Raw genomic sequence first — 24,436 nt, 5'->3', positions numbered from 1 at the left:
AAGAAAGGTGAGGTGCAACTTATGAATAGTAAAAGAGTAGTCATTACCGGATTAGGAGCTTTATCACCTCTTGGTAATGACGTCAAAACGAGCTGGAACAACGCGGTCAACGGGGTTTCTGGGGTCGGCCCGATTACAAGGGTGAACGCGGACGAGTATCCTGCTAAAGTAGCCGCAGAACTGAAAGATTTTAAGATAGAAGATTATATGGATAAAAAAGAAGCGAGAAAAATGGACCGCTTCACACAATATGCCGTTGTGTCGGCGAAAATGGCCGTGGAAGACGCGGGGCTCGACATTAACGAGAGCAACGCAGACCGGGTCGGCGTCTGGGTCGGTTCCGGGATCGGCGGCCTTGAAACGCTTGAACAGCAGTTCGAAACATTTTTAACAAAAGGACCGCGGCGCGTCAGCCCGTTCTTTGTACCGATGATGATTCCTGATATGGCGACCGGCCAGATTTCGATCTCTCTCGGTGCAAAAGGGGTCAACTCTTGTACGGTGACAGCTTGCGCAACGGGGACAAACTCAATCGGCGACGCCTTTAAAGTCATTCAGCGCGGCGATGCAGATGTCATGATCTCCGGAGGAACGGAAGCCCCGCTAACAAGAATGTCATTTGCCGGCTTTTCGGCCAATAAAGCGCTCTCCACTAATCCGGATCCGAAAACGGCAAGCCGTCCATTTGACAAAAACCGCGACGGCTTCGTCATGGGAGAAGGAGCGGGAATCGTCGTTCTTGAGGAGCTTGAGCACGCATTAAACCGCGGAGCGACAATCTACGCGGAAGTGGTCGGCTACGGATCAACGGGAGACGCCTATCATATCACGGCTCCTGCGCCAAATGGGGAAGGCGGCGTCAGAGCCATGAAAGAAGCGATCAAAGATGCGGGTCTGTCCCCTGAGCACATTGATTATATCAATGCGCACGGAACAAGCACACCGTACAATGATAAATTTGAAACGATCGCGATTAAAGAAGTGTTCGGAGAGCATGCCTACAAGCTTGCCGTCAGCTCGACAAAATCGATGACAGGGCACTTGCTCGGGGCTGCCGGAGGCATCGAAGCGATTTTCTCCGTCCTTGCCATTAAGGAAGGCATCATTCCTCCGACAATCAATATCGAAACACCTGATGAAGATTGCGATCTGGACTATGTACCGGACAAAGCCCGCCGCCAGGACGTAAATGTTGTGCTCAGCAACTCGCTTGGTTTCGGCGGACACAACGCAACGCTGATTTTCAAAAAATATGAATAACCGCAAATATAAACGGCTGCCATTTTAGATGGTGGCCGTTTTTTTTAGCATGCATACCATACAGATGAAAAAGGAGTGTGATCTAAAATGAGTATAGCAAGCACGTATGAATGGCTTGAACAGGCTTCATCCGTGCAGGAATTGTCAAACTTTCTCATCCCGTACTTTAAAGGCGCTTCAAAAGCGGATGCGGCGGCGATTGTCAGCCACCTGCAGACCCACGGCATGTTCCGTTCGTGGACGGACGGTGAGCATACGATGAAGCAGCTTAAGAAAAACGGCGTATTTCAGCATGTCAGACGGGAAGAACAGCTGCTCTGCAAAAGATGGAACGGGCCGGATGTTCCGATTTTCATCCTGCCGGTCGATGAAAGAAACCGCAGAATCCGCGTCGAATTCGGCTCTAAATCAGGCCTTGCGTTCAGCGACAAATTATTTTTGTTTTTATCGGCCGATCTTCCCCGGCCATCGATTTCTGCTATCATGACGCACGAATATAATCACGTTTGCCGGTTAGAAAATATGCCGAAAGAAGAAAATAAGATGACGCTGCTTGATACAATTATTCTCGAAGGCCTTGCAGAAAATGCCGTTTTTGAACGGTTGGGGGAAGCTGAAACAGCCGCATGGACGTCATATTACACCGAAAAACAGCTTCGCCATTTTCAAGACCGGTTCGTAAAGCCGCATTTCGAGCTGCGCCGACACGATGGCCGACTATTCTCCAATATTTTATTTGGAAAAGGACATTATCCAGACATGCTCGGATATGCTGTCGGTTACAGTATTGTAAAAAAACATTTATCGGCTCGAAATTTGAAGGTTGCCGATGTTTTAGCCTTTCCGTCAGAAGACTTTATAAAGCTATCGCTTTAAAATACTAAAATTATGGGATTAAATTAATATTATTACAAAAAATCAAAAAACTCCTTGCTTTTGTAATGATGATGTAATAATATACAACTATAAAATTTTAAGATAATTCAGTCATATTAAGAAAATTCTAAAAAAGTAATATATTAGTTTTTTGTGATATTTAACTTCTGGTCTATGGAAGGGGAATCTGGATGAGCGCATTGCTGGAAGTCAATGATTTAAAAACTTATTTTTTCAGAAAAAAGCAGCCGATACCCGCAGTGGACGGCGTCGATTTTTCAATTAAAAAAGGGGAGACCGTGGCGCTGGTCGGCGAATCGGGATCCGGTAAAAGCATCACGTCTCTGTCAATCATGGGACTCGTCGAGGGCTCGGGCGGAAAGATCATGAACGGTTCTATCAAGCTCGAAGGACGGGATCTCGTTACATACAAGGAACAAGATTTATGCAAGATCCGCGGAAATGAAATCTCGATGATTTTTCAGGAGCCGATGACCTCGCTCAATCCGGTTTTGACGATCGGCGAACAAATCACAGAGGTGCTGATCTATCATAAAAAGCTATCGAAAAAAGAAGCCGCCAAAAAAGCGGTAGAATTATTAAAGCTTGTCGGTTTTTCAAGGGCAGGCGAGCTGATGAAAGAATATCCGCACCGGCTGTCGGGCGGCATGAGGCAGAGGGTCATGATCGCCATTGCCTTAAGCTGCAATCCGAAGCTGCTCATCGCGGATGAACCGACAACAGCGCTTGACGTCACCATTCAAGCCCAAGTGCTGGAACTGATGAAAGACCTATGCGACAAATTCGATACCTCCATACTTCTCATTACCCACGATCTCGGCGTTGTGTCCGAAATTGCGGACCGTGTGATCGTCATGTATTGCGGACAAGTTGTTGAAAATGCCACAGTAGACGAACTATTCGATGAACCCCTGCATCCCTATACAAAAGGACTGTTAAACTCCATCCCTGTCATTGAAGGCTCCATTGAAAAATTAACAGCCATTAAAGGAAATGTGCCGACGCCTGACAACCTTCCGGCCGGCTGCCGGTTTGCTCCGAGGTGTCCGAGCGCGGTCGACAAATGCTGGGGAGCGCAGCCGGGCTTGAAAACGCGCCCGGACGGCCGGTCTGTCAGATGTTTTTTATATGAGGAGGGAGAATAAGGGATGACTTCATCAGCTGAACAATTACAGCCCGGACAGGAAATGAACCCACAACAATCCCTTCTGGAGCTGAAAGACATCAAAAAGTACTTTCCGATCCGCTCAGGGATATTTCAGAAAAAAATCGGCGACGTCAAAGCGGTGGACGGCATCAGTTTTTCGCTTAAACGCGGCGAAACGCTCGGCATTGTCGGTGAATCGGGCTGCGGAAAGTCGACCGCCGGACGGACGATGATCCGCCTTTATAAACCGACGGCAGGACAGATCTTTTACAAAGGCCGCGACATTTCAAGTTTGTCGGAAGAAGCGTTGAGAAAGAGCGTCCGCAAAAACATCCAGATGGTTTTCCAAGATCCGTTTGCCTCACTGAATCCGAGAAAAACGCTGCGATCCATCATCAAAGAACCCTTCAACACGCATCATATGTACAATTTCAAAGAGCGCAACGAAAAAGCCGAAGAGCTTTTGGCTAAGGTCGGGCTGCACCCGTCGTTTGCGAACCGCTATCCCCACGAATTTTCCGGGGGGCAGCGCCAGCGGATCGGAATCGCGCGGGCGCTCGCCTTAAATCCGGAGCTTATTATCGCCGATGAACCGGTATCCGCATTGGACGTGTCAATCCAGGCTCAAGTAATCAACCTGATGGAAGAGCTTCAGGAAGAATTCAATCTGACATATTTGTTCATTTCCCATGATTTGAGCGTCGTCCGCCATATCAGCGACAGGGTCGGTGTCATGTATCTCGGCAAAATGATGGAGCTGACAGACAAGCATGAGCTGTACGACAATCCGCTTCATCCATATACGCAGGCGCTTCTGTCCGCCGTTCCCGTCACTAGGAAGAAAGGCGGGACAAAGCGGGAGCGAATCGTTTTAAAAGGCGAGCTGCCGAGCCCCGCCAACCCTCCGAAAGGCTGTGTATTTCATACGAGGTGTCCGGCCGCAAAAGCGATTTGCGCGGAAGCCGAACCCGCTTTCAAGGAAGTGAAAACAAACCATTTTGTGGCGTGCCACCTTTACGAATAAAGGGGGAAGCCGTCACATATTAAATCCTTGAGAGGGGGAATGTCTTCTTTAAAAAACGGGGGTCAATCGGGTGGAAAGAAGGACAACAGTTTAATAAGGGGGAATTCATAAAATGAGCAAACGCAAAACAGGATTTTCAATTTTAAGCTTGCTGCTGATCTTATCGATCTTTCTAACGGCCTGTAACAGCGGCGAAGTCGGAGGGGACGAAAAGGAAGGCAAATCTGACGGGAAGCCGCAGCAGGGCGGAGACTTGGTCATCGGTTCTACAGGGGAGCCTACGATGTTCAACACTTTGTATTCAACCGATGCGTCAAGCTCTGATATTGAAGGGTTTATTTTTGACGGCCTTGTCGGCTCTGACACCGATTTAAATCCGACGATGAAGCTTGCTGAAAAAATAGATCAGTCGGAAGACGGCATAACGTATAACGTGACTTTGAAAAAAGGCGTAAAATGGCATGACGGCGAGGACTTTACGGCCGATGACGTCGTGTTTACGTATAACATCCCATTGAGCAAAGACTATGCCGGTGAACGCGGCTCCAATTTTGAAATGATTGATAAAGTGACGAAAAAGGGAGACTACGAGGTTGAATTCAAGCTTAAGCATCCGGACCCTTCATTTTTGCCTGTCTCTTTAAGCTACGGAATCCTTCCTGAGCATATTTTAGGGGACGTGCCGATTAAAGACCTTGGCGAACACGAATTTAACAGGAAAAAACCGATCGGAACGGGACCGTTTAAATTCGTAGAGTGGAAACAAGGACAGTACGTTAAAGTTGAAGCATTTAAAGATTACTACGGTGAAGGACCATACCTTGACACGCTGACATACAAAGTGATTCCGGATGCCAATGCGGCGATCGCCCAGCTTCAGGCTGGAGACATTAATTATTTCGTCGTCCCGGGCACTGATGTGAAGACGGTCGAAAAATTCGATCATGTCAAGCTTGAGTCTGATCTTGGCTTGAACTATTCATACATCGGCTGGAACGAAAAAAATGAGCTGTTTAAAGATAAAAAAATCCGCCAGGCCTTAACCCATGCGATTGACCGCGAATCGATCGTTCAAAATGTTCTGGACGGCGATGGGGAAGTCGCGAATATTCCGGAAAGCCCTGTATCGTGGAACTATCCGAAAGAAGCCGATATTCCGATCTTTGAATACGACCCGAAAAAAGCGAAGAAAATGCTCAAAGAAGCGGGTTGGGAAGATACAGACGGTGATGGCATTTTAGACAAGGACGGCAAAAAGTTCTCCTTTACCATTAAAACGAACCAGGGAAATAAAGTGCGCGAAGATGCCGCAGTTGTCATTCAGCAGCAGCTGAAAGAAATCGGTATCGAAGCGAAGCCGCAAATCGTCGAGTTCAGCGCTTTAATTGAACAAACGAGCGCGCCGAACTGGAATTATGATGCACTCCTGCTCGGCTGGAGCTTGGCGACCTTCCCTGATCAATATGACATCTTCCATTCCAGCCAATCGAAAGCGGGCTTAAATAACATATGGTACAAAAATGAAGAAGTCGATAAGCTTCTCGTCAACGCGAAGAAACTGAAGGACCGAAAAGAATATTCGAAAGCTTACGAGAAAATCTACAAAATGATCGCCGAAGATCAGCCGTATACATTCCTGTTCTATTACAACTACCACCGGGCGATCCCTAAAAACCTGCAAGGCTTCGAATTCCATCCGAAAAACGATTTCTATGAAGTGAACAAATGGTGGCTGAAAAAATAATCTAATATTCTCTAAAAGGGAGAGGGGATGTCCTCTCCCTGCTCTTTAAAATCCATGATAAAAGGGGAATAGAAGATGGTTACATACATTATTCGGAGAACGCTGATGTCGATTCCGATCCTGTTTGGGATTACCATTCTTTCTTTCGCGATCATGAAAGCGGCTCCCGGTGATCCGGTGTCACTGATGGTGGACCCGTCCATCAAACAGGCTGACCGCGAGAAGTTCATCGAAAAATACGGACTGAATGAACCCGAACATATTCAATATTTGAAATGGCTCGGCAATATGGTGAAAGGGGACTTCGGCACATCGATCGTCAGGAAAGGAACGCCTGTTATCGATTTGATTCTTGCCAGGCTTCCCAATACGCTTTTATTAATGCTCGTATCAACGATTTTGGCGCTTTTGATTTCGATCCCGCTCGGCGTGCTCTCGGCAAGGCGGCCCTATTCAAAGCTTGATTACGGCATTACGTTTACGTCTTTTATCGGACTTGCCGTTCCGAACTTTTGGTTCGGTTTAATTTTAATTATGGTGTTATCCGTTAATTTAGGCTGGTTTCCGACCGGGGGCGTGATGACGCTGAATTCGGGCTTTAGTTTGTGGGATCGGATTCATCACTTAATTTTGCCTGCTTTCGTACTCGCCACCGCGGATATGGCCGGGCTTACAAGATATACAAGGTCAAGCATGCTGGATGTGCTGCGCCAGGATTTTATCCGGACGGCGAGAGCAAAAGGTTTTAAAGAAAATCGGGTCGTGTACAAGCATGGACTGCGGAACGGACTGCTCCCGGTTGTAACGATTTTCGGACTGATGATTCCATCCTTTATCGGCGGCGCGGTGGTGACCGAACAGATCTTCAGCTGGCCTGGACTCGGGAAGCTGTTTATTGATTCCGCGTTTCAAAGAGACTATCCCGTGATTATGGCGATGACCGTCATATCCGCTGTACTGGTTGTCATCGGCAATCTAATAGCAGACATCCTGTATGCGATCATCGATCCGCGGATTGAGTATTAAGAAAGAGGGGAGTTAATCATGACACAGCCAAATCCACAAGTGCCTTCAGCTGAGATCGGGCTTCAAGAAAACATTTCGCAAAAACCGGAAACGATGACAAAAATCTTTTTCGAGAAGTTTTTCAAAAACAAGCTCGCTGTCATCGGCGGAATTCTCTTGCTTATCATTGTACTGTCGGCCTTGTTTGCACCGCTGATTGCTCCATACCCGCCGGAACAGCAAAATCTCATGAATAAATTAAAAGCGCCGAGCGCGGAGCATTTGATGGGAACGGATAAATTCGGCCGGGATATTTTCAGCCGCCTGCTGTACGGCGCACAAATCTCGCTGCTCGTCGGTTTTGCATCCGTCCTCGGTTCGATCACCATCGGCACGGTTGTCGGGGCGATCGCCGGCTATTTCGGGGGAATCATTGATGCCATTTTGATGAGAATCGTTGATATTATTTTATCCATACCCGACATCTTTCTGTTGATCACGCTGGTCACCATCTTTCAGCCGGGCATAGATAAACTGATTTTAATATTCGCCTTAACGAGATGGACGACGACGGCGCGCCTCGTGCGGAGCGAGTTTTTGTCCTTGAGGTCGAGGGAGTTCGTCTTGGCGGCGAAAACGATCGGCACAAGAAATTACAAAATCATTTTTTCTCATATTCTTCCGAATGCGATGGGGCCAATTATCGTTGCCGCGACGCTTTCCGTCGGTACCGTAATCCTTGCGGAATCGGCATTAAGCTATCTTGGATTCGGGGTTCAGCCGCCGATGGCAAGCTGGGGCAATATGCTTCAGGACGCACAGAACTTTACGATTATGATCCAGGCGTGGTGGTACCCTCTGTTCCCGGGCCTGATGATCCTGCTCACTGTGCTGTGCTTTAACTTCTTAGGAGACGGACTCCGCGATGCGCTTGATCCGAAGAATATTAAATAAAAAGCTGAGGGGTGCCGCCCTTGGCTTTTTTTGATTGTAATTGCCATAATCTCAGCCGGTTGGAATAAATTCCTTCCCCCTTGCCTATACTGTGGACAACAGTTTTTATTAAAAGTGAGGGGTTAGAAATGTTGTTTCTTCATGATGTGTGGGTGAATTGGTTTGAGGGAGAAGAAAATGGCTACAACGTCTGCCACTTTCATGAATGGCGGAAGGAAGACAGTGTTGAATTGCTTGACCAGGTGCCTTTGTTAAGGGTGTCGTCTGTTTTGTTTCACTACATAGAAAATGATTTGTCAGAGCTTCCGGCCGAATTATTAAACGATGTTCATCAAAAAGCGTATATTCGCAAAAATCATGAGCGGACACAGCTTGATCATTGTTTCGTCGTAACGGATGGCATTGGTATTCTCGCGGTCGATACGGCCGGTTATACAATACCGGTAAGAAAAAGCCGCCTCATTCCGAGACAGGAGCAGCTCGTTTATGAAATGGTGAAGGACGTTGAAGCGGATACTTACGAGTTTGCACCAGAGAAGCTGCAATCTTCCAAGGAATACCACATTTTATCCTTATCACCGGAGCATGTCAGAGGATTAACGAGAAAAGAACGCCAGCTCAAACAGCTGCTGTTCATGGCGCTCGATCAGCTCAAAGGGCTTCAAAACCGAGCCGAAATCGCCTATTGGTACACCGAATGGAACCCGTATATGTATGAACAGATCAAGCGCATGACATTTGAAGAGATTTGGGACATGCTTTTCAATGAGACGATCGACGGGTGGTCAGACAAGCACAGGGACTTTTGTGAAAATTTGATTAAAGGACAGCCGTTTTTTGAAAAGCTTTGGGAAATTGAGAATGAGTCTAAAGTCAACTAAATGAAGAATCAAGACTGCCGGGAGTGCGGCGGTCTTTTTATTTGTAAAAGTGAAAATCCTATATTGAAAAATAAAAAATGTGAGCTGTCTTTCTGACAAAGCGGTCAATGAAGGACTGTAGATATGTGTTTTGAATCATTTATTATAGGAGTATCGTGATCCGAAGGCAGGTGAATTCGGAGCGGCGGCTGTTCTCTATGAAAAACACCTTCTGATTATCGAACAATCAGAAGGTGTTCTTGGATCAGCGTCTTTTTCGGCCAAGCCCCATTGCATTTTCCATTTTTTTCAGCATCTTGTTTGCTGTTTGATTTGCGCGTTCTGCGCCTTCGTCCAAAATCCGGTCCAGCTCTTCAGATTCGATCAATTCGTGGTAACGGTCTTGAATCGGCTTCAGCGCGCCGATAACGACTTCGGCGAGGTCTGATTTAAATTCGCCGTAGCCTTTGCCTTCGTATTTTGCTTCAAGCGCTTCGATTGAAACTTGTCCGAGAATCGAATAGATCGTCAGAAGGTTGGATACCCCGGGCTTGTTTTCTTTATCATATTTGACGATTCCGTCGGAATCCGTGACAGCGCTTTTGATTTTTTTCTCGAGCTGTTTTGGTTCATCGAGCAGGGTGATGAACGCTTTTTGGTTCGGATCGGATTTGCTCATTTTTTTGAGCGGGTCGGCAAGCGACATAATGCGGGCGCCGACTTTCGGTATTTTAACCTCTGGAACCGTGAAGATGTCATTGTATTTCTTATTGAAACGCTCCGCCAAATTCCGGGTTAATTCAAGATGCTGCTTCTGATCTTCGCCGACAGGGACGACGTCTGTTCCATAAAGCAGGATATCGGCCGCCATTAATGGAGGATATGTCAAAAGCCCGGAGACGACGGCTTCTTTTCCGGCTGATTTATCCTTGTACTGCGTCATGCGCTCAAGCTCGCCGATGTAGGCGACGCACTGAAGCATCCATCCCGCCTGAGCGTGTGCAGGCACTTCCGATTGGATAAACAGCGTCGCTTTTTTCGGATCGAGGCCGATCGCCAAATACAGCGCGGCAAGGTTCCGGATGTTCTTTCTCAGCGCGAGCCGGTCCTGCGGGACTGTGATCGCGTGCTGATCGACGATGCAGAAGTAACAGTTGTAGTCATCCTGCAAGTCGACAAACTGCTTCATCGCTCCAATATAGTTGCCGAGGGTGACAGAGCCGCTCGGCTGGATACCGGAAAAAATCGTTTTTTTCATGTGAATCCCTCTTTCCATTTCAAAATAAAAAGGCCCATTCTTCCCTTAAAAGAAAAGGGACGAATGAACCGTGGTGCCACCCTGATTATTTCATTATGGTCAAAATGAAATCGCTCTAGACGTTTGTAACGGAGTCTTCTCCGGCTGAGCCTACTTATCCGTGTTCGGTCAGCTGCTCCGAAGCCCATTCCACATTCGCCATTATCCGCTCCCAGCACCGCGGACTCTCTTTAAATGGGGAGAAATGTGTACTCTTCTTCTTCATCGCATGTTATTCGTAATTTTATTATATATAAATTTTAAATGAAAGTCGACAGCCTCGGGGAAAAGAAAACGAATACCGGGCTGAATAAAGTTGGCGCGGCGGCATCTGGTTCGATATAAAGAATGGTTAATGTTATACGTGTAAAACGTTTTAACCTGTAAAACATTAACTTTCCTTTTAATGTGGTTACGCTTTAAAACAGAGAAGTGTATTTGTACATTTGGCAGAAAACCTGACAATCATAAATAGTTTGAATAAAAAAATAATTGAAAATTAATATTGCAATAAATTATTCTATTAATTATAATGAATTTGTTCACCTCGGTGTTACAGGTTTCTTACATAACAAATATTCAGAAAAGACGAAACAGAGGAAAAAGTATGGCAAGTGGGCCTATTACTTTTTTATGATAAATCTGAATGTTCAGGAGTAAGGAACTAAAAAAACAAGAAATTGGGGGGGTTTCTCTTTGAAGAAGCGTTTGTCATTTATCAGTTTAATGCTCATTTTCACACTCGTCCTCAGCGCCTGCGGCTTCGGCTCAAGCTCCGGTGACGGCGGTAAAAAAGACAGCAAAGGGAAAGACACATTAAATGTCAACATTAAAACAGAACCGTTTTCACTACATCCGGGACTTGCAAACGATTCGGTGTCTGCGAACGTGCTTCGTCAGACTTTTGAAGGATTGACGACAATCGGTAAAGACGGAAAGCCGGTTGAAGCGGCAGCCGAAAAAATCGAAGTCAGCGACGACCAGAAAACATACACATTCACGCTCCGCGACGCGAAATGGTCAAATGGAGATCCTGTAACAGCAGAGGATTTTGAATACGCATGGAAATGGGCGCTCGACCCTAAAAATGAATCGCAATATGCGTATCAGCTTTACTACTTAAAAGGCGGGGAAGCAGCGAACACCGGCAAAGGGAAAATTGAAGATGTCGGCGTTAAAGCTGTTAATGATAAGACTTTAAAAGTCGAGCTTGAAAAACCGACACCTTATTTTACTGAACTGACAGCATTCTACACATATATGCCAGTCAATAAAAAGGTAGCAGAGAAGAATGCGAAATGGTACACAAACGCAGACGAGAACTACGTATCTAACGGACCATTCAAGATGGCGAAATGGAAGCACGGCGGAAACATCGTACTGGAGAAAAACGACCAGTACTGGGATAAAGACGCTGTTAAGCTGAAGAAAATCAATATGGCGATGGTCAACGATCCGAACACGGGTCTGAACATGTACAAAAAAGGCGAGCTTGACTTTGTAGGACAGCCGCTAGATCAGATTTCAACGGATGCGATTCCAAGCCTGAAAAAAGAAGGCCTGCAAATCGATCCGTTCGCATCGGTTTACCTGTACAAATTCAACACTGAAGCGGCTCCGCTGAACAATGTCAACATCCGTAAAGCCCTGACATACGCGATCAACCGCGAAGCGATCGTCAAAAATATCACGCAAGCGGAACAGCTGCCTGCGATGGGATTAGTGCCGCCGGCAGTCCACGGCTTTGAGTCCAATGAAGGTTATTTCAAAGACCATGATGTTGATAAAGCGAAAGAATACTTGGAAAAAGGCTTGAAAGAGCTCGGTTTGAAAAAAGCGTCAGATCTTCCGAAAATCACGCTTTCCTTCAACACGGATGAAGCGCACCAAAAAATCGCTCAAGCCGTTCAGGAAATGTGGAACAAGGAACTGGGCGTAGATGTCGAATTAGGCAATGAAGAATGGAACGTATACATCGATAAGCTCCATGCCGGAAACTATCAAATCGGCCGTTTAGGCTGGACCGCCGACTTCAACGACGGGATGAACTTCCTTGAAACATACCGCGACAAAGAAGGCGGAAACAATGATACGAACTGGGAAAACGCGAAGTATAAAGAGCTGCTGAATAAAGCATCAAGAGAAACTGATTCAGCGAAACGCATCGAGCTGATGAAAGAAGCAGAAAGCATCATCATGGATGAGCTACCGGTCGCGCCGATCTACTTCTACACAATGCCGTATCTTCATGATGAAAGCTTAAAAGACTTTGTTCTAACTGGTACCGGTGAGATCTATTTCAAAACCGCGCATTTTGAATAAAATTGCATGAAAGTATATGGGGCTTAGACTTTCCCCCCATATACTTTTATTTATGAAAAGAAGTTAATAGACTGAATATTCGGAGGTGTGTAAAATTGATTAAATTTTTAGGCCGTCGTCTTGTTTATATGTTAATTTCTCTCTGGGTTATCGTAACAGCTACCTTCTTCCTGATGAGAGCGATACCGGGCGGACCCTTTTCAGGCGAGAGGAAACTTCCCCCTGCAATTGAAGCCAGTCTCAATTCCTACTATGGTTTAGACCAGCCTCTTTTTAAACAATATCTCGATTATTTAGTATCGGTAGCAAAGTGGGATTTCGGGCCGTCATTTAAATATAAGGGACAAACTGTGAATGACTTGATCAGCTCAGGTTTTCCGATTTCTTTTACACTCGGATTGGAAGCGATTTGCCTTGCTCTGGCTTTCGGCGTATTGTTCGGCGTGATCGCCGCGCTTAAGCGAAACAACTGGCAGGACTACACAGCGATGATCATTGCGGTTGTCGGGATCTCTGTGCCGAACTTCATCATGGCTGCACTTCTCCAATACGTGCTGGCAATGAAGCTGGGCATGTTCCCTGTCGCGCAATGGGAGTCATGGGGACACACTGTGCTTCCTGCAATCGCTGTTTCCTCGATGCCGATGGCGTTTATCGCCCGTTTGACGCGCTCGAGCATGCTTGAAGTGTTGAGCAGCGACTATATCCGCACGGCGCGTGCAAAAGGTTTGAGCACATCAGCCGTTACGTTTAAGCATGCGATACGAAATGCCATCATGCCGGTTGTTACATATATGGGGCCAATGGCGGCGTCCATTTTGACAGGAACGTTTGTCGTCGAAAAAGTCTTCGGTATACCAGGACTCGGCATGCACTTTGTCACAAGCATTACGAACCGAGACTATACGGTGATCATGGGCGTTACCGTCTTCTTCGGGGCAATCTTGCTGCTTTGCGTCTTGATTGTCGATCTTTTATACGGCTTAATTGATCCGCGCATTAAACTGTTTGGCGCTAAGAAAGGGGAGTAAGAGGATGCAGCAAATACCAAAAGACATGTTTGAACCTGCAGCTGTTGACCATAGCGAAGCCGAAAAGATCTCAAAGAAAAACCTTTCTTTTTGGACAGACGTATTCTTGAGATTTAAAGAAAACAAGCTGGCGCTGTTTGGACTGGTGGTTCTGATCCTGATCGCTCTGATGGCTATCTTCGCGCCGGTGTTCTCAAGCTTTCAATATGAAGAAACAGATTTAACGAATGCGAACCAGCCGCCAAGCGGTGAGCACTGGTTTGGAACAGATGACCTTGGAAGGGACGTATTCGTCCGTACATGGGTCGGCGCGCGCATCTCGCTGACAATCGGACTCGCTGCTGCGCTGATCGACGTTTTGATCGGTGTGATATGGGGTGCGATTTCCGGCATCAGAGGCGGACGTACGGATGAAATTATGATGAGAATTGCAGATATCTTATGGGCAATTCCTTCCTTATTAATGACGATCCTGCTGCTCGTTGTTATGGGAAAAGGCTTGATCACGATGATCGTGGCGATGGTTATTACGGGATGGATCAACATGGCGAGAATCGTCCGTGGACAAGTACTCCAGCTTAAAAATCAAGAGTTTGTGCTCGCCTCAAGAACATTGGGAGCGAAAAACTCGCGCATCATCAGAAAGCACCTGCTGCCCAACATCATGAGCCCGATCTTGGTCACCATGACATTAACCGTGCCTACGGCTATTTTCTATGAGGCGTTTTTAAGCTACCTCGGCCTCGGGGTTCCGCAGCCGCTTGCAAGCTGGGGAACGATGGCAACAGACGGTGTGCAGGGATTGGAATATTACCCGTGGCGCCTGTTCTTCCCGGCTACTTTTATCTGTCTGACCATGTTTGCATTCAACGTTATCGGCGACGGACTGCGCGACGCTTTAGATCCGAAGCTGCGTAAATAAAGGAGTGAGAAAGATGAAACACTTACTTGAAGTGAAAGATTTAGCCATTTCTTTTAAAACATACGCCGGAGAAGTACAGGCGATCCGCGGCGTCAACTTTCATGTTGACAAAGGAGAGACGCTTGCGATCGTTGGTGAATCCGGATCAGGTAAAAGCGTCACTTCACAGGCAATTATGAAACTGATTCCGATGCCGCCGGGCTATTTTAAAAACGGACAAATTTTATTTGACGGACAAGACCTGGTTCCGAAAACGGAAAAAGAAATGCAGTCGATCAGGGGAAAAGAAATCGGCATGATCTTTCAGGATCCGATGACTTCTTTGAACCCGACGATGAAAGTCGGCCGTCAAATCACAGAAGTGCTGTTTAAGCATGAAAAGATCTCAAAGGAAGAGGCCAATAAGCGGGCGATAGAGCTTCTCAGCCTGGTCGGAATTCCGATGCCTGAACGCCGCGTCAACCAGTATCCGCACGAATTCAGCGGCGGGATGCGGCAGCGCGTTGTGATCGCGATGGCGCTTGCAGCCAATCCAAAGCTTTTAATCGCGGACGAACCGACGACAGCTCTTGATGTGACGATTCAGGCGCAGATTTTAGAGCTGATGAAAGACCTGCAGAAAAAGATCGAGACATCCATCATTTTTATTACACACGATCTCGGCGTTGTTGCGAACGTCGCAGACAGAGTCGCCGTCATGTACGCGGGACAGATTGTGGAGATCGGTACGGTCGACGAGATTTTCTACAATCCGAAGCATCCGTATACATGGGGACTGTTGGCCTCAATGCCGAGCCTTGACAACGACGGTGATGAAGAATTAATGGCGATACCGGGATCTCCGCCTGATTTGACCAATCCGCCGAAGGGCGATGCCTTTGCATTAAGAAGCCCGTATGCAATGAAAATCGATTTTGAACAAGAACCGCCGATGTTTAAAATATCTGATACACACTATGTGAAGTCATGGCTTTTGCATCCGGACGCTCCAAAAGTCGAGCCGCCGGCGGCTGTCCAAAGCAAGATGAAAGAGTTTAAAAATCAGTATGAAAAACCGGTTCAAGTGAAAGAAGGTGAATGACGTGGCAGAAAAACTGCTCGAAATCAAGAATTTAAAACAGCATTTTTCAACACCGAAAGGGATTGTGAAAGCTGTTGACGGAATCTCTTTTGACATTTACAAAGGAGAAACGCTCGGTCTTGTCGGAGAATCCGGCTGCGGAAAGTCGACGACCGGCCGTTCGATCATTCGTTTGTATCAAGCGACTTCCGGAGAAGTCTTGTTTAAGGGAAAGAATGTCCACGACAAAAAGTCTGCCAAGGACCTTCTCGAATTCAACCGGAAGATGCAGATGATCTTTCAGGATCCGTATGCATCCTTGAACCCGCGGATGACGGTTGCCGACATCATCGCAGAAGGAATTGACATCCACGGTTTAGCCAAAACGAAAAAAGAGCGGCTTGAGCGCGTTCATGAACTCCTCAATCTCGTCGGCTTAAATAAAGAGCACGCGAACCGCTATCCGCACGAGTTTTCCGGCGGACAGCGCCAGCGAATCGGAATCGCAAGGGCGCTTGCGGTCGAACCGGAATTCATCATTGCCGATGAACCAATCTCTGCTCTGGACGTGTCCATTCAGGCGCAAGTCGTCAATTTAATGAAGGATTTGCAAAAGGAAAGAGGACTGACATACCTTTTCATCGCCCACGATCTGTCGATGGTCAAATATATCAGCGACAGGATCGGCGTCATGTATTTCGGGAAGCTTGTTGAATTGGCGCCGGCAGATGAACTGTATGAAAATCCGCTTCATCCGTATACACAATCATTGCTTTCCGCCATTCCGCTGCCTGATCCGGATTATGAGCGCACGCGCGTGCGGAAGGCGTATGATCCGTCTGTCCATCAGCTGAAAGGTGACGAACAAATGGAACTCCGCGAAGTAAAGCCCGGCCATTTCGTCATGTGTACAGAGGAAGAATTTAAAACCTATCAATCTAAATAAATGAAGCAGGAAGACAGCCTTTTGACGGCTGTCTTTTTTTAATGCCGAACAACCGCCGGCAATTTTTTTGAGAAAAAATTTGAAACCTTAGCGGAAGACAACCGTCTTAGTATATGTAGGTAACATGCTCAGCTCACTGAAGCTCCTTTCTAAAAAAGATTTTGTTTAAACTAAAAAGAAAGCGGGTATATCTAAAGTGTGAAATTAGAACATCCATAAGGAGCAAATCAATGAACTGGTATGAGAAGCTTAGCGAGTATTTCCCAATTGAAGAAATGAAATCAAAAGAGCACATGGAAGCATTATTAAAGGAACAAAACGATATTTACCATAAAGAAGAAGGCCGTCATCATGTGTTGATGTACGCTGAATTCGACTCTTTTATTTTCATCGACTATTTATTCGTTTCTAAAGACGCGCGAGGACAGGGACTTGGTTCCAAGCTGATTGAGAAGCTGAAAAAGAAAAACAAACCGATCCTCCTCGAAGTCGAGCCCGTGGATGAAGATGATGCCGATACGGCGAAACGTCTAAAATTTTATCAAAAGGAAAACTTTAAACACGCTGAGTCGATTGGTTACCGCCGCCGGTCACTTGCAACCGGCAAAGTGAACAAAATGGAGATTTTGTATTGGTCTCCAAAATCAAACACAGAGAAAGAAGTGTTTGACGCGATGAAAGAAACGTACGAAAAAATCCATACATACAAAGATGAGAAATGGTATGGAGAATCTTATGAAGATGTGGATGACGTCCTTACAATTGTTGACGATCATAAACAGAAGAACATTTTCGATGAATTAAGCTAAATGAGAATAACACATGGCATAAAAAAGCAAAAGTCGCTGGATTGTCAAAAAATTTCTGTTACAGACTGTTCACACTTACTTTTTTATAGTATAATACTCAATAAAGATTACTTTTTTAGAGTTATTTCAATTTAAGAATAGGCTAATTTCATTCTACTTTTTAAGGAGTGAAGCAATATGGTTACATTATATACATCCCCAAGCTGCACGTCTTGCAGAAAGGCGCGCGCATGGTTAGAAGAACATGATATTCCGTTTACGGAAAGAAATATTTTTTCAGAGCCTTTATCAATTGATGAAATAAAAGAGATTTTACGAATGACGGAAGACGGAACAGACGAAATTATTTCAACCCGTTCCAAAGTGTTCCAAAAGCTGAACGTCAACCTTGAAACAATGCCGCTTCAAGAGCTGTACCAGCTCATCAATGAACATCCGGGCCTTTTGCGCCGTCCGATCATCATTGACGAAAAGCGCCTGCAGGTTGGATACAACGAAGACGAAATCCGCCGCTTCCTGCCGCGCAAAGTGCGCACATTCCAGCTTCGTGAAGCGCAGCGTCTCGCAAACTAAAAGAAGGCTGAATTTTTCAGCCTTCTTTTTTTTAATGCTTTTCACTCGTCTGTTCATAATAAATACTGGCTAAAATCACAAAAATAACCGTAAGGACGGGCAGCAGCATTTCGAGGGTGCTGTGCTGCGCCATAAAGGAAGACAACTCCTGCTCCCTGACAATCATTTCGCCGCCAGTATAAGCGAGCAATCCGCTTCCTGCGTATATGAAGAGCGGGAATTTAGCAAGGGCCGCTTGAATCAGCCTGCTGCCCCAAATGATGACCGGAACGGAGACCATCAGGCCGACAACGACAAGCATCAGGCGTCCGTGCGAAGCTCCAGCGACCGCAATCACATTATCAAGGGACATGAACAAATCGGCAATCACGATGATGCGGATCGCCTTAAATAAAGATGTCCCGCCTTTGACTTGCTGGGCATCTTTTTTCTCGATCAGAAGCTGATATCCTAAGTACAACAGGAAGATTCCTCCGATAAATTGCAGATAAGGAACCGCGAGCAGGTACACTGCTGCCATGGTTAGCGCGATTCTCATCATGATGGCGATCAATGTGCCGATGATGATCGCTTTTTGCCTTTGCCGGGGAGGCAAATGACGGCTTGCCATTGCAATCACAACAGCGTTGTCGCCGCCAAGTATGAGATCGATTCCGATGATCACAAGGAACGACATCAGTATATCGTGTTCCATCAACTGGCACCTCGCTTTGCCTTTGGGACTTGCCTAAAAAGTCGCCCAAATCTATAGCTGCTGCTTGTACAACTAATATATGAAGCAGGCCGGAAAATATGTTAGCTTGACCTTGGAGGCGTTTTTATTTCTTTTCCGCCTTTTTTATCATAAAATAGAAAATAAAGATTGATCAGGGATAAGGTTAAGAAGTGGACGTAATGGGTAAAGTGTAGTAAAGTACAATTAATTGGGAGCTTAGTTATCCCTTCAACATCTTACAAAGAAGGGAAGGTTGGCAAATGGAAATCGAAAGAATAAACGAACACACGGTTAAGTTTTATATTTCCTACGGAGATATCGAAGACCGCGGGTTTGACAGAGAAGAAATTTGGTACAATCGAGAACGCAGTGAAGAGCTTTTTTGGGAAATGATGGACGAAGTGCACGAAGAAGAAGAGTTTGCCGTTGAAGGCCCCCTTTGGATTCAAGTGCAGGCCCTTGACAAGGGATTGGAAATCATTGTGACAAGAGCTCAGCTGTCCAAAGACGGACAAAAGCTGGAACTGCCGATTCCTGAAGATAAAAAACAGCATGTAGCAGAAGAAAGCCTTGATGCTTTGCTTGACGACTTTCAAAAAGAAGAGCAGGCAGAAGAGCAGAAACTGCAGTTTGTTTTAAAATTTGACGATTTTGAGGATTTAATCTCACTGTCAAAAATGTCTGTCAGCGGTTGCCAAACGACATTGTACTCTCATGAAAACCGCTATTATTTATTCGTGGATTTCAATGAACTGCCTGATGAAGAGGTGGAAAACCAGCTGAGCATTCTGCTGGAGTATGCCTCAGAATCAAAGATGACGATTCATATGCTGAAAGAGTATGGAAAACTGATTGCAGCGGATCATGCTCTTCATACAATAAAAAAGCACTTTGCATAAAAAAGCCGGTTTCTTTTGAAGCCGGCTTTAATTTTCTCCGTTCCTATACACAGTGGGAACAAATATAATAAAGACAATGATAAGAAGTATTTTCATTAGTTTAAGTTCCCCACAGCTTCAATCCTCCCATTCTGCATCATTCAAACGGCTTACCACTTTCAAAAGAAAACAATTATTTCGGCCCAAACCGAATAGGTCAATATCATCTATACACTTCCCAACCTCAATGATTAAGATGGATGAGGTATCATGACAAATATTGAAAGGTGAGAACGATTTGAAACGAAAATGTTTAAAATGGATCATGGCTGTCTTTATTGGTTTAACATGTTTTTGTGCTGCTTATTCTCAAACAGCCATGGCGGCCGTACATTCCAAGACCCCGGATATTCTCGGAACAATGGGCAAAAACAATTTGAATCAGGCCTATAAAAAGTATTTTGATGCGAAAGGCGATGGTAAAGGCGGATCGCTGTTTCATTATATGAAGGACGGTTCAGCTTACATCGCTTCGATGACGGACGATAACCTGGGCAATGGTTACTACAGCGTCAAAACAGAGGGTATGAGCTATGGGATGATGATTACGCTGCAAATGAATGATGAGTATAAATTCCAAAGGCTGTGGGATTTCGTCCGCAAACATATGCGCCATTCTGACAGAAATGACAGTTTGTACGGCTACCATAGCTGGCATATGAAAACGAACGGCTCTGACGTGCAAACCATTGATCAGAACGTTGCATCTGACGGTGAAGTCTGGTTTGCTGCAGCGCTCATGATGGCGTCTGGCCGCTGGGGTGATAAAAAATACCCGTATGATTACAAAGCGCGGGCTCAAGACATGCTTGACGCTTTGGCCGGTGACGGTGAATACGCCAAAGCTGGCAAGGAATCGAGAGTTTTTATTAAAAACAGCAAGGATCAGCGCTATGCGATGGTTCGATTCGGCCCTTATGTCAATTGGACGGATCCTTCCTATCACGTTCCTGCTTTTTTTGAGTTATTCGCTAAAAGCGCCAGAAGCAGTCAGCAGTATTTTTGGAAAGATGCAGCAAACAAATCTCGAACATACTTGTCAGAAACGACGTTTAAAAGTGTTTTAAATAACGGATCAACCGTCACCAATGCCGCCACAGGGCTCTTTCCTGATGAAGCCGGCTTCGACGGTGTAAGCGACGCGGCACATTCCTCAACGGAAACAGACCGCAATTTCAGTTATGATGCCTGGCGGACGGTGTCTCATATCGCCATGGATTATACACTTTGGTCCTCGGCAGATAACGCATATCGCACCAGCGAGCAAAAAGCGGTTAACAAGTTCTTGACGTTTATGAAACGGGAAAACTACGGGAGAACGGCCCATGAATATACGCTGAATGGGACGGCCGTTAAAAAAGGAAGTCCGGTGGGCCTGATTGCCGCCAATGCAGGCGGCGCGACTGCAGCAAGCGATGCTTCATTAAGGACAGGGTTTGCCAATGCGTTTAACAGCGCCTATATTCCTGAAGATTATTACGGATCCTGCCTTTACATGTTGAACAGCCTGGTGGCAAACGGCAAATTTACGATGTATCTTCCTTAAAGAATGTAATTTCAAATTGATAGACTGACCCTTCTCTGCGGAGAAGGGTTTGTTAATTGGCAGGAGTATTCCGTCGTTGTGAGTCTTTCGTAAATATCCTCTCCTTTGATGAAGAAGTGTAATTGTAATGAGTATCAGGGACTTCAACCCCCATCTATATTTGGGGAAGGTTTTTTTGTGAACTTTATGAACAAAAAGAATATTATGCAGTTAAACTGTGCACGGAAAGACAAGGAAGCTATAATGAAAGCGATTACAATGAAGGGGGAGCACAACATGACAAAGAGGGGCAGATGTTCCGGCTTTACGATTTTACTTGTGTTTGCGCTGATTTTGGGAGGATGCGGCGGAAACACGGCTTCAAATAAAGCCGCGAATGAAAAAGACTTTAAGCCTTCAAAAGCAATTGAGGTCGTTGCGCCTGCCGGAGCCGGCGGGGGATGGGATACAACGGCCAGAACGATCTCAAAAATCTTGGGTGAAGAAAAAATGATTGAAAAGATGGCTGTCGTCAACAAACCGGGCGGCGGGGGAGCGTCCGGATGGTCGTATGTCCACCGCAAAAAAGGTGATAATCATACGTTGTTTGTCACATCACCGCCGATTTTGTTCGTGCCTTTAAACGGACAATCCCAGTACGGCCACAGTGATTTTACGCCGATTGCAAGCGTGATTGCCGATTACGGAGCGTTTGTCGTTCATAAAGATTCGCCTTATCAGTCGATGACAGACCTTGTGGATGCGCTTAAAAAAGATCCGAAAGCAGCCTCTATTGTAGGGACGTCTTCTCCGGGAAGCATGGACCATATGCAATTTGTCAGCGCTGTTCAAAAGGCGGGCGTTGATGCGAAAGAGCTGAAATACATTACGGCGCAAGACGGCGCCGGAATGAGCATGCTGCTCGGGAAAAAAGCCGACGTCTACTCGACGGGTGTCGGTGAAGCGGCCGAACAGGCGCGCGCCGGAAAAGTCAGAGTGCTGGCCATCACCGCTCCCGAGCGCATGAAAGGAGATACCGTCAAGGATTTCCCGACTTTAAAAGAGCAGGGAATAGATGATGAATTTACGGTCTGGAGAGGATTTATGGGACCTCCGGGAATGAGTGAGTCCGCCGTAAAGTATTATGAGGAAAAAATCAAAGAGATGATGGAAAAAGACAGCTGGAAATCGATTCGGGACAGCTATGGGTGGACGGATAACTTTATGGGCCATCAAGAATTCAAAGACTATCTTGACGCTCAATATAAAGAAATGGAAGCGCTCCTTGATGATATCGGATTGGGTGACAAATAAAATGGTCTCCGCAAGGTTGCCGGTCCGCAGGGCCTAAAAGCTTTGCCCGGCACAGCCGGCGACCGGCAAGCTGAAATCGAGAAAGGCTGGTGTAAACCATGAGAATCACAAACCGGGCCGTTTCTGTCATCATTTTGGCTGTTGCAGCCATTTACTTGGCGCTCAGCTTTAATTTAGACAGCTATCCGTACGCGGTAATCGATGCGGATGTGCTGCCGAAAAGTTTAGGCATATTACTTCTCATTTTGGGAATATTTCTGTTTTTTGAAAAAGATCAAAAGGATACAACGGTGAAAAAGCTGTTTCAGCTGAAGAAAAAAGACGTCAAAGTCATGATGCTTTGTGTTGTTTCTCTGTTGATCTACATTTCGGTTTTAGAATTCATCGGATTTTTGCTTTCTACGGTGATGCTGCTGATCGTTTTGCCCGCGGTGTTGGGATATCGAAATTGGAAAACGGCTGCGATCGTTTCACTAATTTTCAGCAGCACAATTTATTTTTCATTCAATTATGTACTCAACATCATGCTTCCACAGGGGGTTATGCCTCTTTAATCGAACATAAGGAGGGAAGTGCATGTTAGATAGTATCTTATACGGGTTTCAGGTGGCGCTGACTCCGCAGAATATCATGTTCGCGTTTATCGGGGTGCTGATCGGGACGGTTATCGGGATGCTGCCCGGGCTCGGGCCGATCACCGCGATTGCCATTATGATCCCATTAAGCTATGGAATGGACCCGGCCTCCGCGTTAATTTTGATGGCGGGCGTCTACTACGGAGCGGTCTTTGGCGGTTCAACGTCATCGATTCTGTTAAATGCCCCCGGAGTGGCGGGCACTGTCGCAACATCGTTTGACGGCTATCCGATGGCAAAGCAGGGGAAAGCGGGAAAAGCCCTTGCCATCGCTGCAATTTGCTCCTTTGCAGGCGGAACGATTACCGTGGTTGCGCTGATGCTCGTCGCGCCGACAATGGCAAACATTGCGGTGACATTTGGGCCGACAGAATATTTTGCATTGATGATGCTCGGCTTGGTGGCGATTTCAAGCCTTTCCGAAGGATCGACGGTTAAAGCGCTGATCTCTGCGACATTGGGCTTTATGACGGCTACCATCGGGATTGATCCGCAGACGGGGACCGAACGGTTTACATTCGGTGCGGCAAGCCTTCTGGAAGGAATCGATTTTCTGATCGTGGCTCTCGGTTTGTTTGCACTTGCTGAAGTTGCGTTTTTAATCAAGACGCGGAACAAGCCGATGACAGAGGGAGCGTCTCAAGTCGGCAGCCTGAAGGTGACGAAAAGCGAAATGAAAGAGATTTCGGGACCGATCGCAAGGCATTCGGTCATCGGATTTTTGCTCGGCATCCTGCCTGGTGCAGGGGCGACGATTGCATCATTTATTTCTTATATTACGGAGAAAAGAATCTCAAAACATCCTGAAACGTTTGGCAAGGGAAATATTAAAGGAGTCGCTGCACCTGAGACTTCGAACAATGCGGCAACGAGCGGCGCATTCGTACCCCTCCTGACACTCGGAATTCCCGGATCAGGGACAACGGCCGTCCTGCTCGGAGCACTTTTGGTCGTCGGCGTTCAGCCGGGACCGCTCATGCTGACGGATCATCCCGACGTGTTCTGGGGCGTGATCGCAAGCATGTATATCGGCAATTTATTTCTGCTGATTTTAAATTTGCCGTTAATTCCTTTCTTGTCAAAAATTCTTCTGATTCCGAAGCAGCTTTTGATTTCGCTCATATTTGTTTTCTGCCTGATCGGCGTCTATGCCGTGACATTTAATGTCGTACACCTTTATATTCTCGTGTTCTTCGGGATACTCGGATATTTTATGAGAGTGCTGTCTTTTCCAGCGGCTCCGTTTATTTTGGCTTTTATTCTTGGAAGTTTGATGGAAGAATCATTCAGACAAGCGATGACGCTGTCATCAGGAAGCCTGTCCGTGTTTTTTGAAAGTCCCGTCACAATCGGTTTATTGATTACGGCTCTTTTGTCTCTCATCGTGCCGCCGATTTCCCGGGCAATGAAGAACAGAAATAAAAAGTCGATCGATTTGGAAGGCTAGGCTTTTGATGT

22 protein-coding genes, 1 pseudogene and 1 other annotated feature are annotated in these 24,436 nt (G+C 46.2%); of the genes and pseudogenes, 21 read left to right on the top strand and 2 right to left on the bottom strand.

The features are described from left to right. The first annotated feature begins 21 nt into the window (after positions 1-21). The 8 genes from fabF to H2R00_RS08870 all read left to right on the top strand — a co-directional run bounded on the left by fabF (position 22) and on the right by H2R00_RS08870 (position 8,912). Positions 22-1,260, top strand: coding sequence for a beta-ketoacyl-ACP synthase II (fabF, locus tag H2R00_RS08905; RefSeq protein WP_073426285.1), 1,239 nt, complete (start codon positions 22-24; stop codon positions 1,258-1,260). 87 nt (positions 1,261-1,347) lie between these two features. Then, positions 1,348-2,136, top strand: coding sequence for a DUF2268 domain-containing putative Zn-dependent protease (locus H2R00_RS08900; RefSeq protein ID WP_182070871.1), 789 nt, complete (start codon positions 1,348-1,350; stop codon positions 2,134-2,136). A gap of 191 nt (positions 2,137-2,327) precedes the next feature. Continuing rightward, a complete protein-coding gene (locus H2R00_RS08895) occupies positions 2,328-3,302 on the top strand; it encodes an ABC transporter ATP-binding protein (protein ID WP_075753440.1) in 975 nt (324 codons plus the stop codon). 42 nt (positions 3,303-3,344) lie between these two features. Further along, positions 3,345-4,328, top strand: coding sequence for an ABC transporter ATP-binding protein (locus H2R00_RS08890; protein ID WP_182071046.1), 984 nt, complete (start codon positions 3,345-3,347; stop codon positions 4,326-4,328). Positions 4,329-4,440: 112 nt separating this feature from the next. After that, a complete protein-coding gene (locus H2R00_RS08885) occupies positions 4,441-6,072 on the top strand; it encodes a peptide-binding protein (RefSeq protein WP_182070870.1) in 1,632 nt (543 codons plus the stop codon). Positions 6,073-6,147: 75 nt separating this feature from the next. Further along, on the top strand, positions 6,148-7,098 hold the full coding sequence (locus H2R00_RS08880; protein WP_182070869.1) for an ABC transporter permease: 951 nt from the start codon (positions 6,148-6,150) through the stop codon (positions 7,096-7,098). An 18-nt stretch (positions 7,099-7,116) separates the two neighbouring features. Continuing rightward, entirely contained in the window at positions 7,117-8,031 is a 915-nt protein-coding gene (gene opp4C, locus H2R00_RS08875) for an oligopeptide ABC transporter permease (RefSeq protein ID WP_075218384.1), read from the top strand. A 128-nt stretch (positions 8,032-8,159) separates the two neighbouring features. Beyond that, a complete protein-coding gene (locus tag H2R00_RS08870) occupies positions 8,160-8,912 on the top strand; it encodes a YjbA family protein (protein WP_182070868.1) in 753 nt (250 codons plus the stop codon). A gap of 244 nt (positions 8,913-9,156) precedes the next feature. On the opposite strand, the gene trpS is transcribed toward H2R00_RS08870, so the two are convergent. After that, positions 9,157-10,149 (bottom strand): tryptophan--tRNA ligase, encoded by a 993-nt coding sequence (trpS, locus tag H2R00_RS08865; RefSeq protein WP_182070867.1) that lies wholly within the window; start codon positions 10,147-10,149, stop codon positions 9,157-9,159. A 52-nt stretch (positions 10,150-10,201) separates the two neighbouring features. Beyond that, positions 10,202-10,423, bottom strand: a binding site (T-box leader). Between the two features lie 461 nt (positions 10,424-10,884). On the opposite strand from trpS, the gene H2R00_RS08860 reads away from it, so the two are divergent. The 7 genes from H2R00_RS08860 to spxA all read left to right on the top strand — a co-directional run bounded on the left by H2R00_RS08860 (position 10,885) and on the right by spxA (position 17,851). Continuing rightward, positions 10,885-12,510 (top strand): peptide ABC transporter substrate-binding protein, encoded by a 1,626-nt coding sequence (locus H2R00_RS08860; protein ID WP_154994807.1) that lies wholly within the window; start codon positions 10,885-10,887, stop codon positions 12,508-12,510. Between the two features lie 95 nt (positions 12,511-12,605). Beyond that, entirely contained in the window at positions 12,606-13,541 is a 936-nt protein-coding gene (locus tag H2R00_RS08855; RefSeq protein ID WP_154994809.1) for an ABC transporter permease, read from the top strand. Between the two features lie 4 nt (positions 13,542-13,545). Next, the gene (locus H2R00_RS08850) at positions 13,546-14,463 is read left to right on the top strand and encodes an ABC transporter permease (protein WP_003180613.1); all 918 of its coding nucleotides are present in this window, start codon (positions 13,546-13,548) and stop codon (positions 14,461-14,463) included. A 13-nt stretch (positions 14,464-14,476) separates the two neighbouring features. Then, positions 14,477-15,544 carry an ABC transporter ATP-binding protein gene (locus H2R00_RS08845; protein WP_154994811.1) on the top strand — a complete coding sequence of 356 codons (1,068 nt, stop codon included), beginning with the start codon at positions 14,477-14,479 and terminating at the stop codon, positions 15,542-15,544. A 1-nt stretch (position 15,545) separates the two neighbouring features. Continuing rightward, positions 15,546-16,469, top strand: coding sequence for an ABC transporter ATP-binding protein (locus H2R00_RS08840; protein WP_154994813.1), 924 nt, complete (start codon positions 15,546-15,548; stop codon positions 16,467-16,469). Between the two features lie 230 nt (positions 16,470-16,699). Continuing rightward, positions 16,700-17,278 (top strand): GNAT family N-acetyltransferase, encoded by a 579-nt coding sequence (locus tag H2R00_RS08835; RefSeq protein ID WP_003180619.1) that lies wholly within the window; start codon positions 16,700-16,702, stop codon positions 17,276-17,278. A gap of 177 nt (positions 17,279-17,455) precedes the next feature. Next, positions 17,456-17,851: a transcriptional regulator SpxA gene (gene spxA, locus H2R00_RS08830; RefSeq protein WP_009328833.1), complete on the top strand. Its 396-nt coding sequence runs from the start codon at positions 17,456-17,458 to the stop codon at positions 17,849-17,851. A 31-nt stretch (positions 17,852-17,882) separates the two neighbouring features. Here spxA and H2R00_RS08825 read toward each other — a convergent pair whose 3' ends face one another. Beyond that, complete coding sequence (locus tag H2R00_RS08825; RefSeq protein WP_154994815.1) at positions 17,883-18,545, bottom strand: TerC family protein; 663 nt, start codon at positions 18,543-18,545, stop codon at positions 17,883-17,885. A 171-nt stretch (positions 18,546-18,716) separates the two neighbouring features. Here H2R00_RS08825 and H2R00_RS08820 point away from each other — a divergent pair. The 6 genes and pseudogenes from H2R00_RS08820 (at position 18,717) to H2R00_RS08795 (ending at position 24,425) form a co-directional block, all read left to right on the top strand. Further along, positions 18,717-18,845, top strand: a pseudogene (locus H2R00_RS08820) (hypothetical protein). Then, positions 18,827-19,465: an adaptor protein MecA gene (gene mecA, locus H2R00_RS08815; RefSeq protein ID WP_009328831.1), complete on the top strand. Its 639-nt coding sequence runs from the start codon at positions 18,827-18,829 to the stop codon at positions 19,463-19,465. The pseudogene H2R00_RS08820 and the gene mecA overlap by 19 nt, the downstream one beginning before the upstream one ends. A gap of 277 nt (positions 19,466-19,742) precedes the next feature. Beyond that, a complete protein-coding gene (locus H2R00_RS08810) occupies positions 19,743-21,050 on the top strand; it encodes a family 8 glycosyl hydrolase (protein WP_182070865.1) in 1,308 nt (435 codons plus the stop codon). A gap of 276 nt (positions 21,051-21,326) precedes the next feature. Next, positions 21,327-22,343 carry a tripartite tricarboxylate transporter substrate binding protein gene (locus tag H2R00_RS08805; protein ID WP_244958301.1) on the top strand — a complete coding sequence of 339 codons (1,017 nt, stop codon included), beginning with the start codon at positions 21,327-21,329 and terminating at the stop codon, positions 22,341-22,343. Between the two features lie 98 nt (positions 22,344-22,441). Beyond that, positions 22,442-22,897, top strand: a complete 456-nt coding sequence (locus H2R00_RS08800; RefSeq protein ID WP_176275973.1) for a tripartite tricarboxylate transporter TctB family protein — start codon at positions 22,442-22,444, stop codon at positions 22,895-22,897. Between the two features lie 22 nt (positions 22,898-22,919). Beyond that, positions 22,920-24,425 (top strand): tripartite tricarboxylate transporter permease, encoded by a 1,506-nt coding sequence (locus H2R00_RS08795; RefSeq protein WP_043925626.1) that lies wholly within the window; start codon positions 22,920-22,922, stop codon positions 24,423-24,425. The last annotated feature ends 11 nt before the right edge of the window (positions 24,426-24,436 follow it).

The organism is Bacillus haynesii (genome assembly GCF_014042035.1).
Lineage (GTDB): Bacteria > Bacillota > Bacilli > Bacillales > Bacillaceae > Bacillus > Bacillus haynesii.
Note: the sequence above shows the minus strand (reverse complement) of the source record. Positions and strands in the feature narration are given on the sequence as shown.

Bases quoted from the DNA above. Each gene is read 5' to 3' on its own strand.
- spxA (WP_009328833.1), top strand. From the start codon at position 17,456: ATGGTTACATTATATACATCCCCAAGCTGCACGTCTTGCAGAAAGGCG.
- H2R00_RS08845 (WP_154994811.1), top strand. From the start codon at position 14,477: ATGAAACACTTACTTGAAGTGAAAGATTTAGCCATTTCTTTTAAAACA.
- H2R00_RS08885 (WP_182070870.1), top strand. From the start codon at position 4,441: ATGAGCAAACGCAAAACAGGATTTTCAATTTTAAGCTTGCTGCTGATC.
- opp4C (WP_075218384.1), top strand. From the start codon at position 7,117: ATGACACAGCCAAATCCACAAGTGCCTTCAGCTGAGATCGGGCTTCAA.
- H2R00_RS08895 (WP_075753440.1), top strand. From the start codon at position 2,328: ATGAGCGCATTGCTGGAAGTCAATGATTTAAAAACTTATTTTTTCAGA.
- fabF (WP_073426285.1), top strand. From the start codon at position 22: ATGAATAGTAAAAGAGTAGTCATTACCGGATTAGGAGCTTTATCACCT.
- H2R00_RS08805 (WP_244958301.1), top strand. From the start codon at position 21,327: ATGACAAAGAGGGGCAGATGTTCCGGCTTTACGATTTTACTTGTGTTT.
- H2R00_RS08900 (WP_182070871.1), top strand. From the start codon at position 1,348: ATGAGTATAGCAAGCACGTATGAATGGCTTGAACAGGCTTCATCCGTG.
- H2R00_RS08825 (WP_154994815.1), bottom strand. From the start codon at position 18,545: ATGGAACACGATATACTGATGTCGTTCCTTGTGATCATCGGAATCGAT.
- H2R00_RS08835 (WP_003180619.1), top strand. From the start codon at position 16,700: ATGAACTGGTATGAGAAGCTTAGCGAGTATTTCCCAATTGAAGAAATG.
- H2R00_RS08850 (WP_003180613.1), top strand. From the start codon at position 13,546: ATGCAGCAAATACCAAAAGACATGTTTGAACCTGCAGCTGTTGACCAT.
- H2R00_RS08880 (WP_182070869.1), top strand. From the start codon at position 6,148: ATGGTTACATACATTATTCGGAGAACGCTGATGTCGATTCCGATCCTG.
- trpS (WP_182070867.1), bottom strand. From the start codon at position 10,149: ATGAAAAAAACGATTTTTTCCGGTATCCAGCCGAGCGGCTCTGTCACC.
- H2R00_RS08870 (WP_182070868.1), top strand. From the start codon at position 8,160: ATGTTGTTTCTTCATGATGTGTGGGTGAATTGGTTTGAGGGAGAAGAA.
- H2R00_RS08890 (WP_182071046.1), top strand. From the start codon at position 3,345: ATGAACCCACAACAATCCCTTCTGGAGCTGAAAGACATCAAAAAGTAC.
- mecA (WP_009328831.1), top strand. From the start codon at position 18,827: ATGGAAATCGAAAGAATAAACGAACACACGGTTAAGTTTTATATTTCC.
- H2R00_RS08800 (WP_176275973.1), top strand. From the start codon at position 22,442: ATGAGAATCACAAACCGGGCCGTTTCTGTCATCATTTTGGCTGTTGCA.
- H2R00_RS08795 (WP_043925626.1), top strand. From the start codon at position 22,920: ATGTTAGATAGTATCTTATACGGGTTTCAGGTGGCGCTGACTCCGCAG.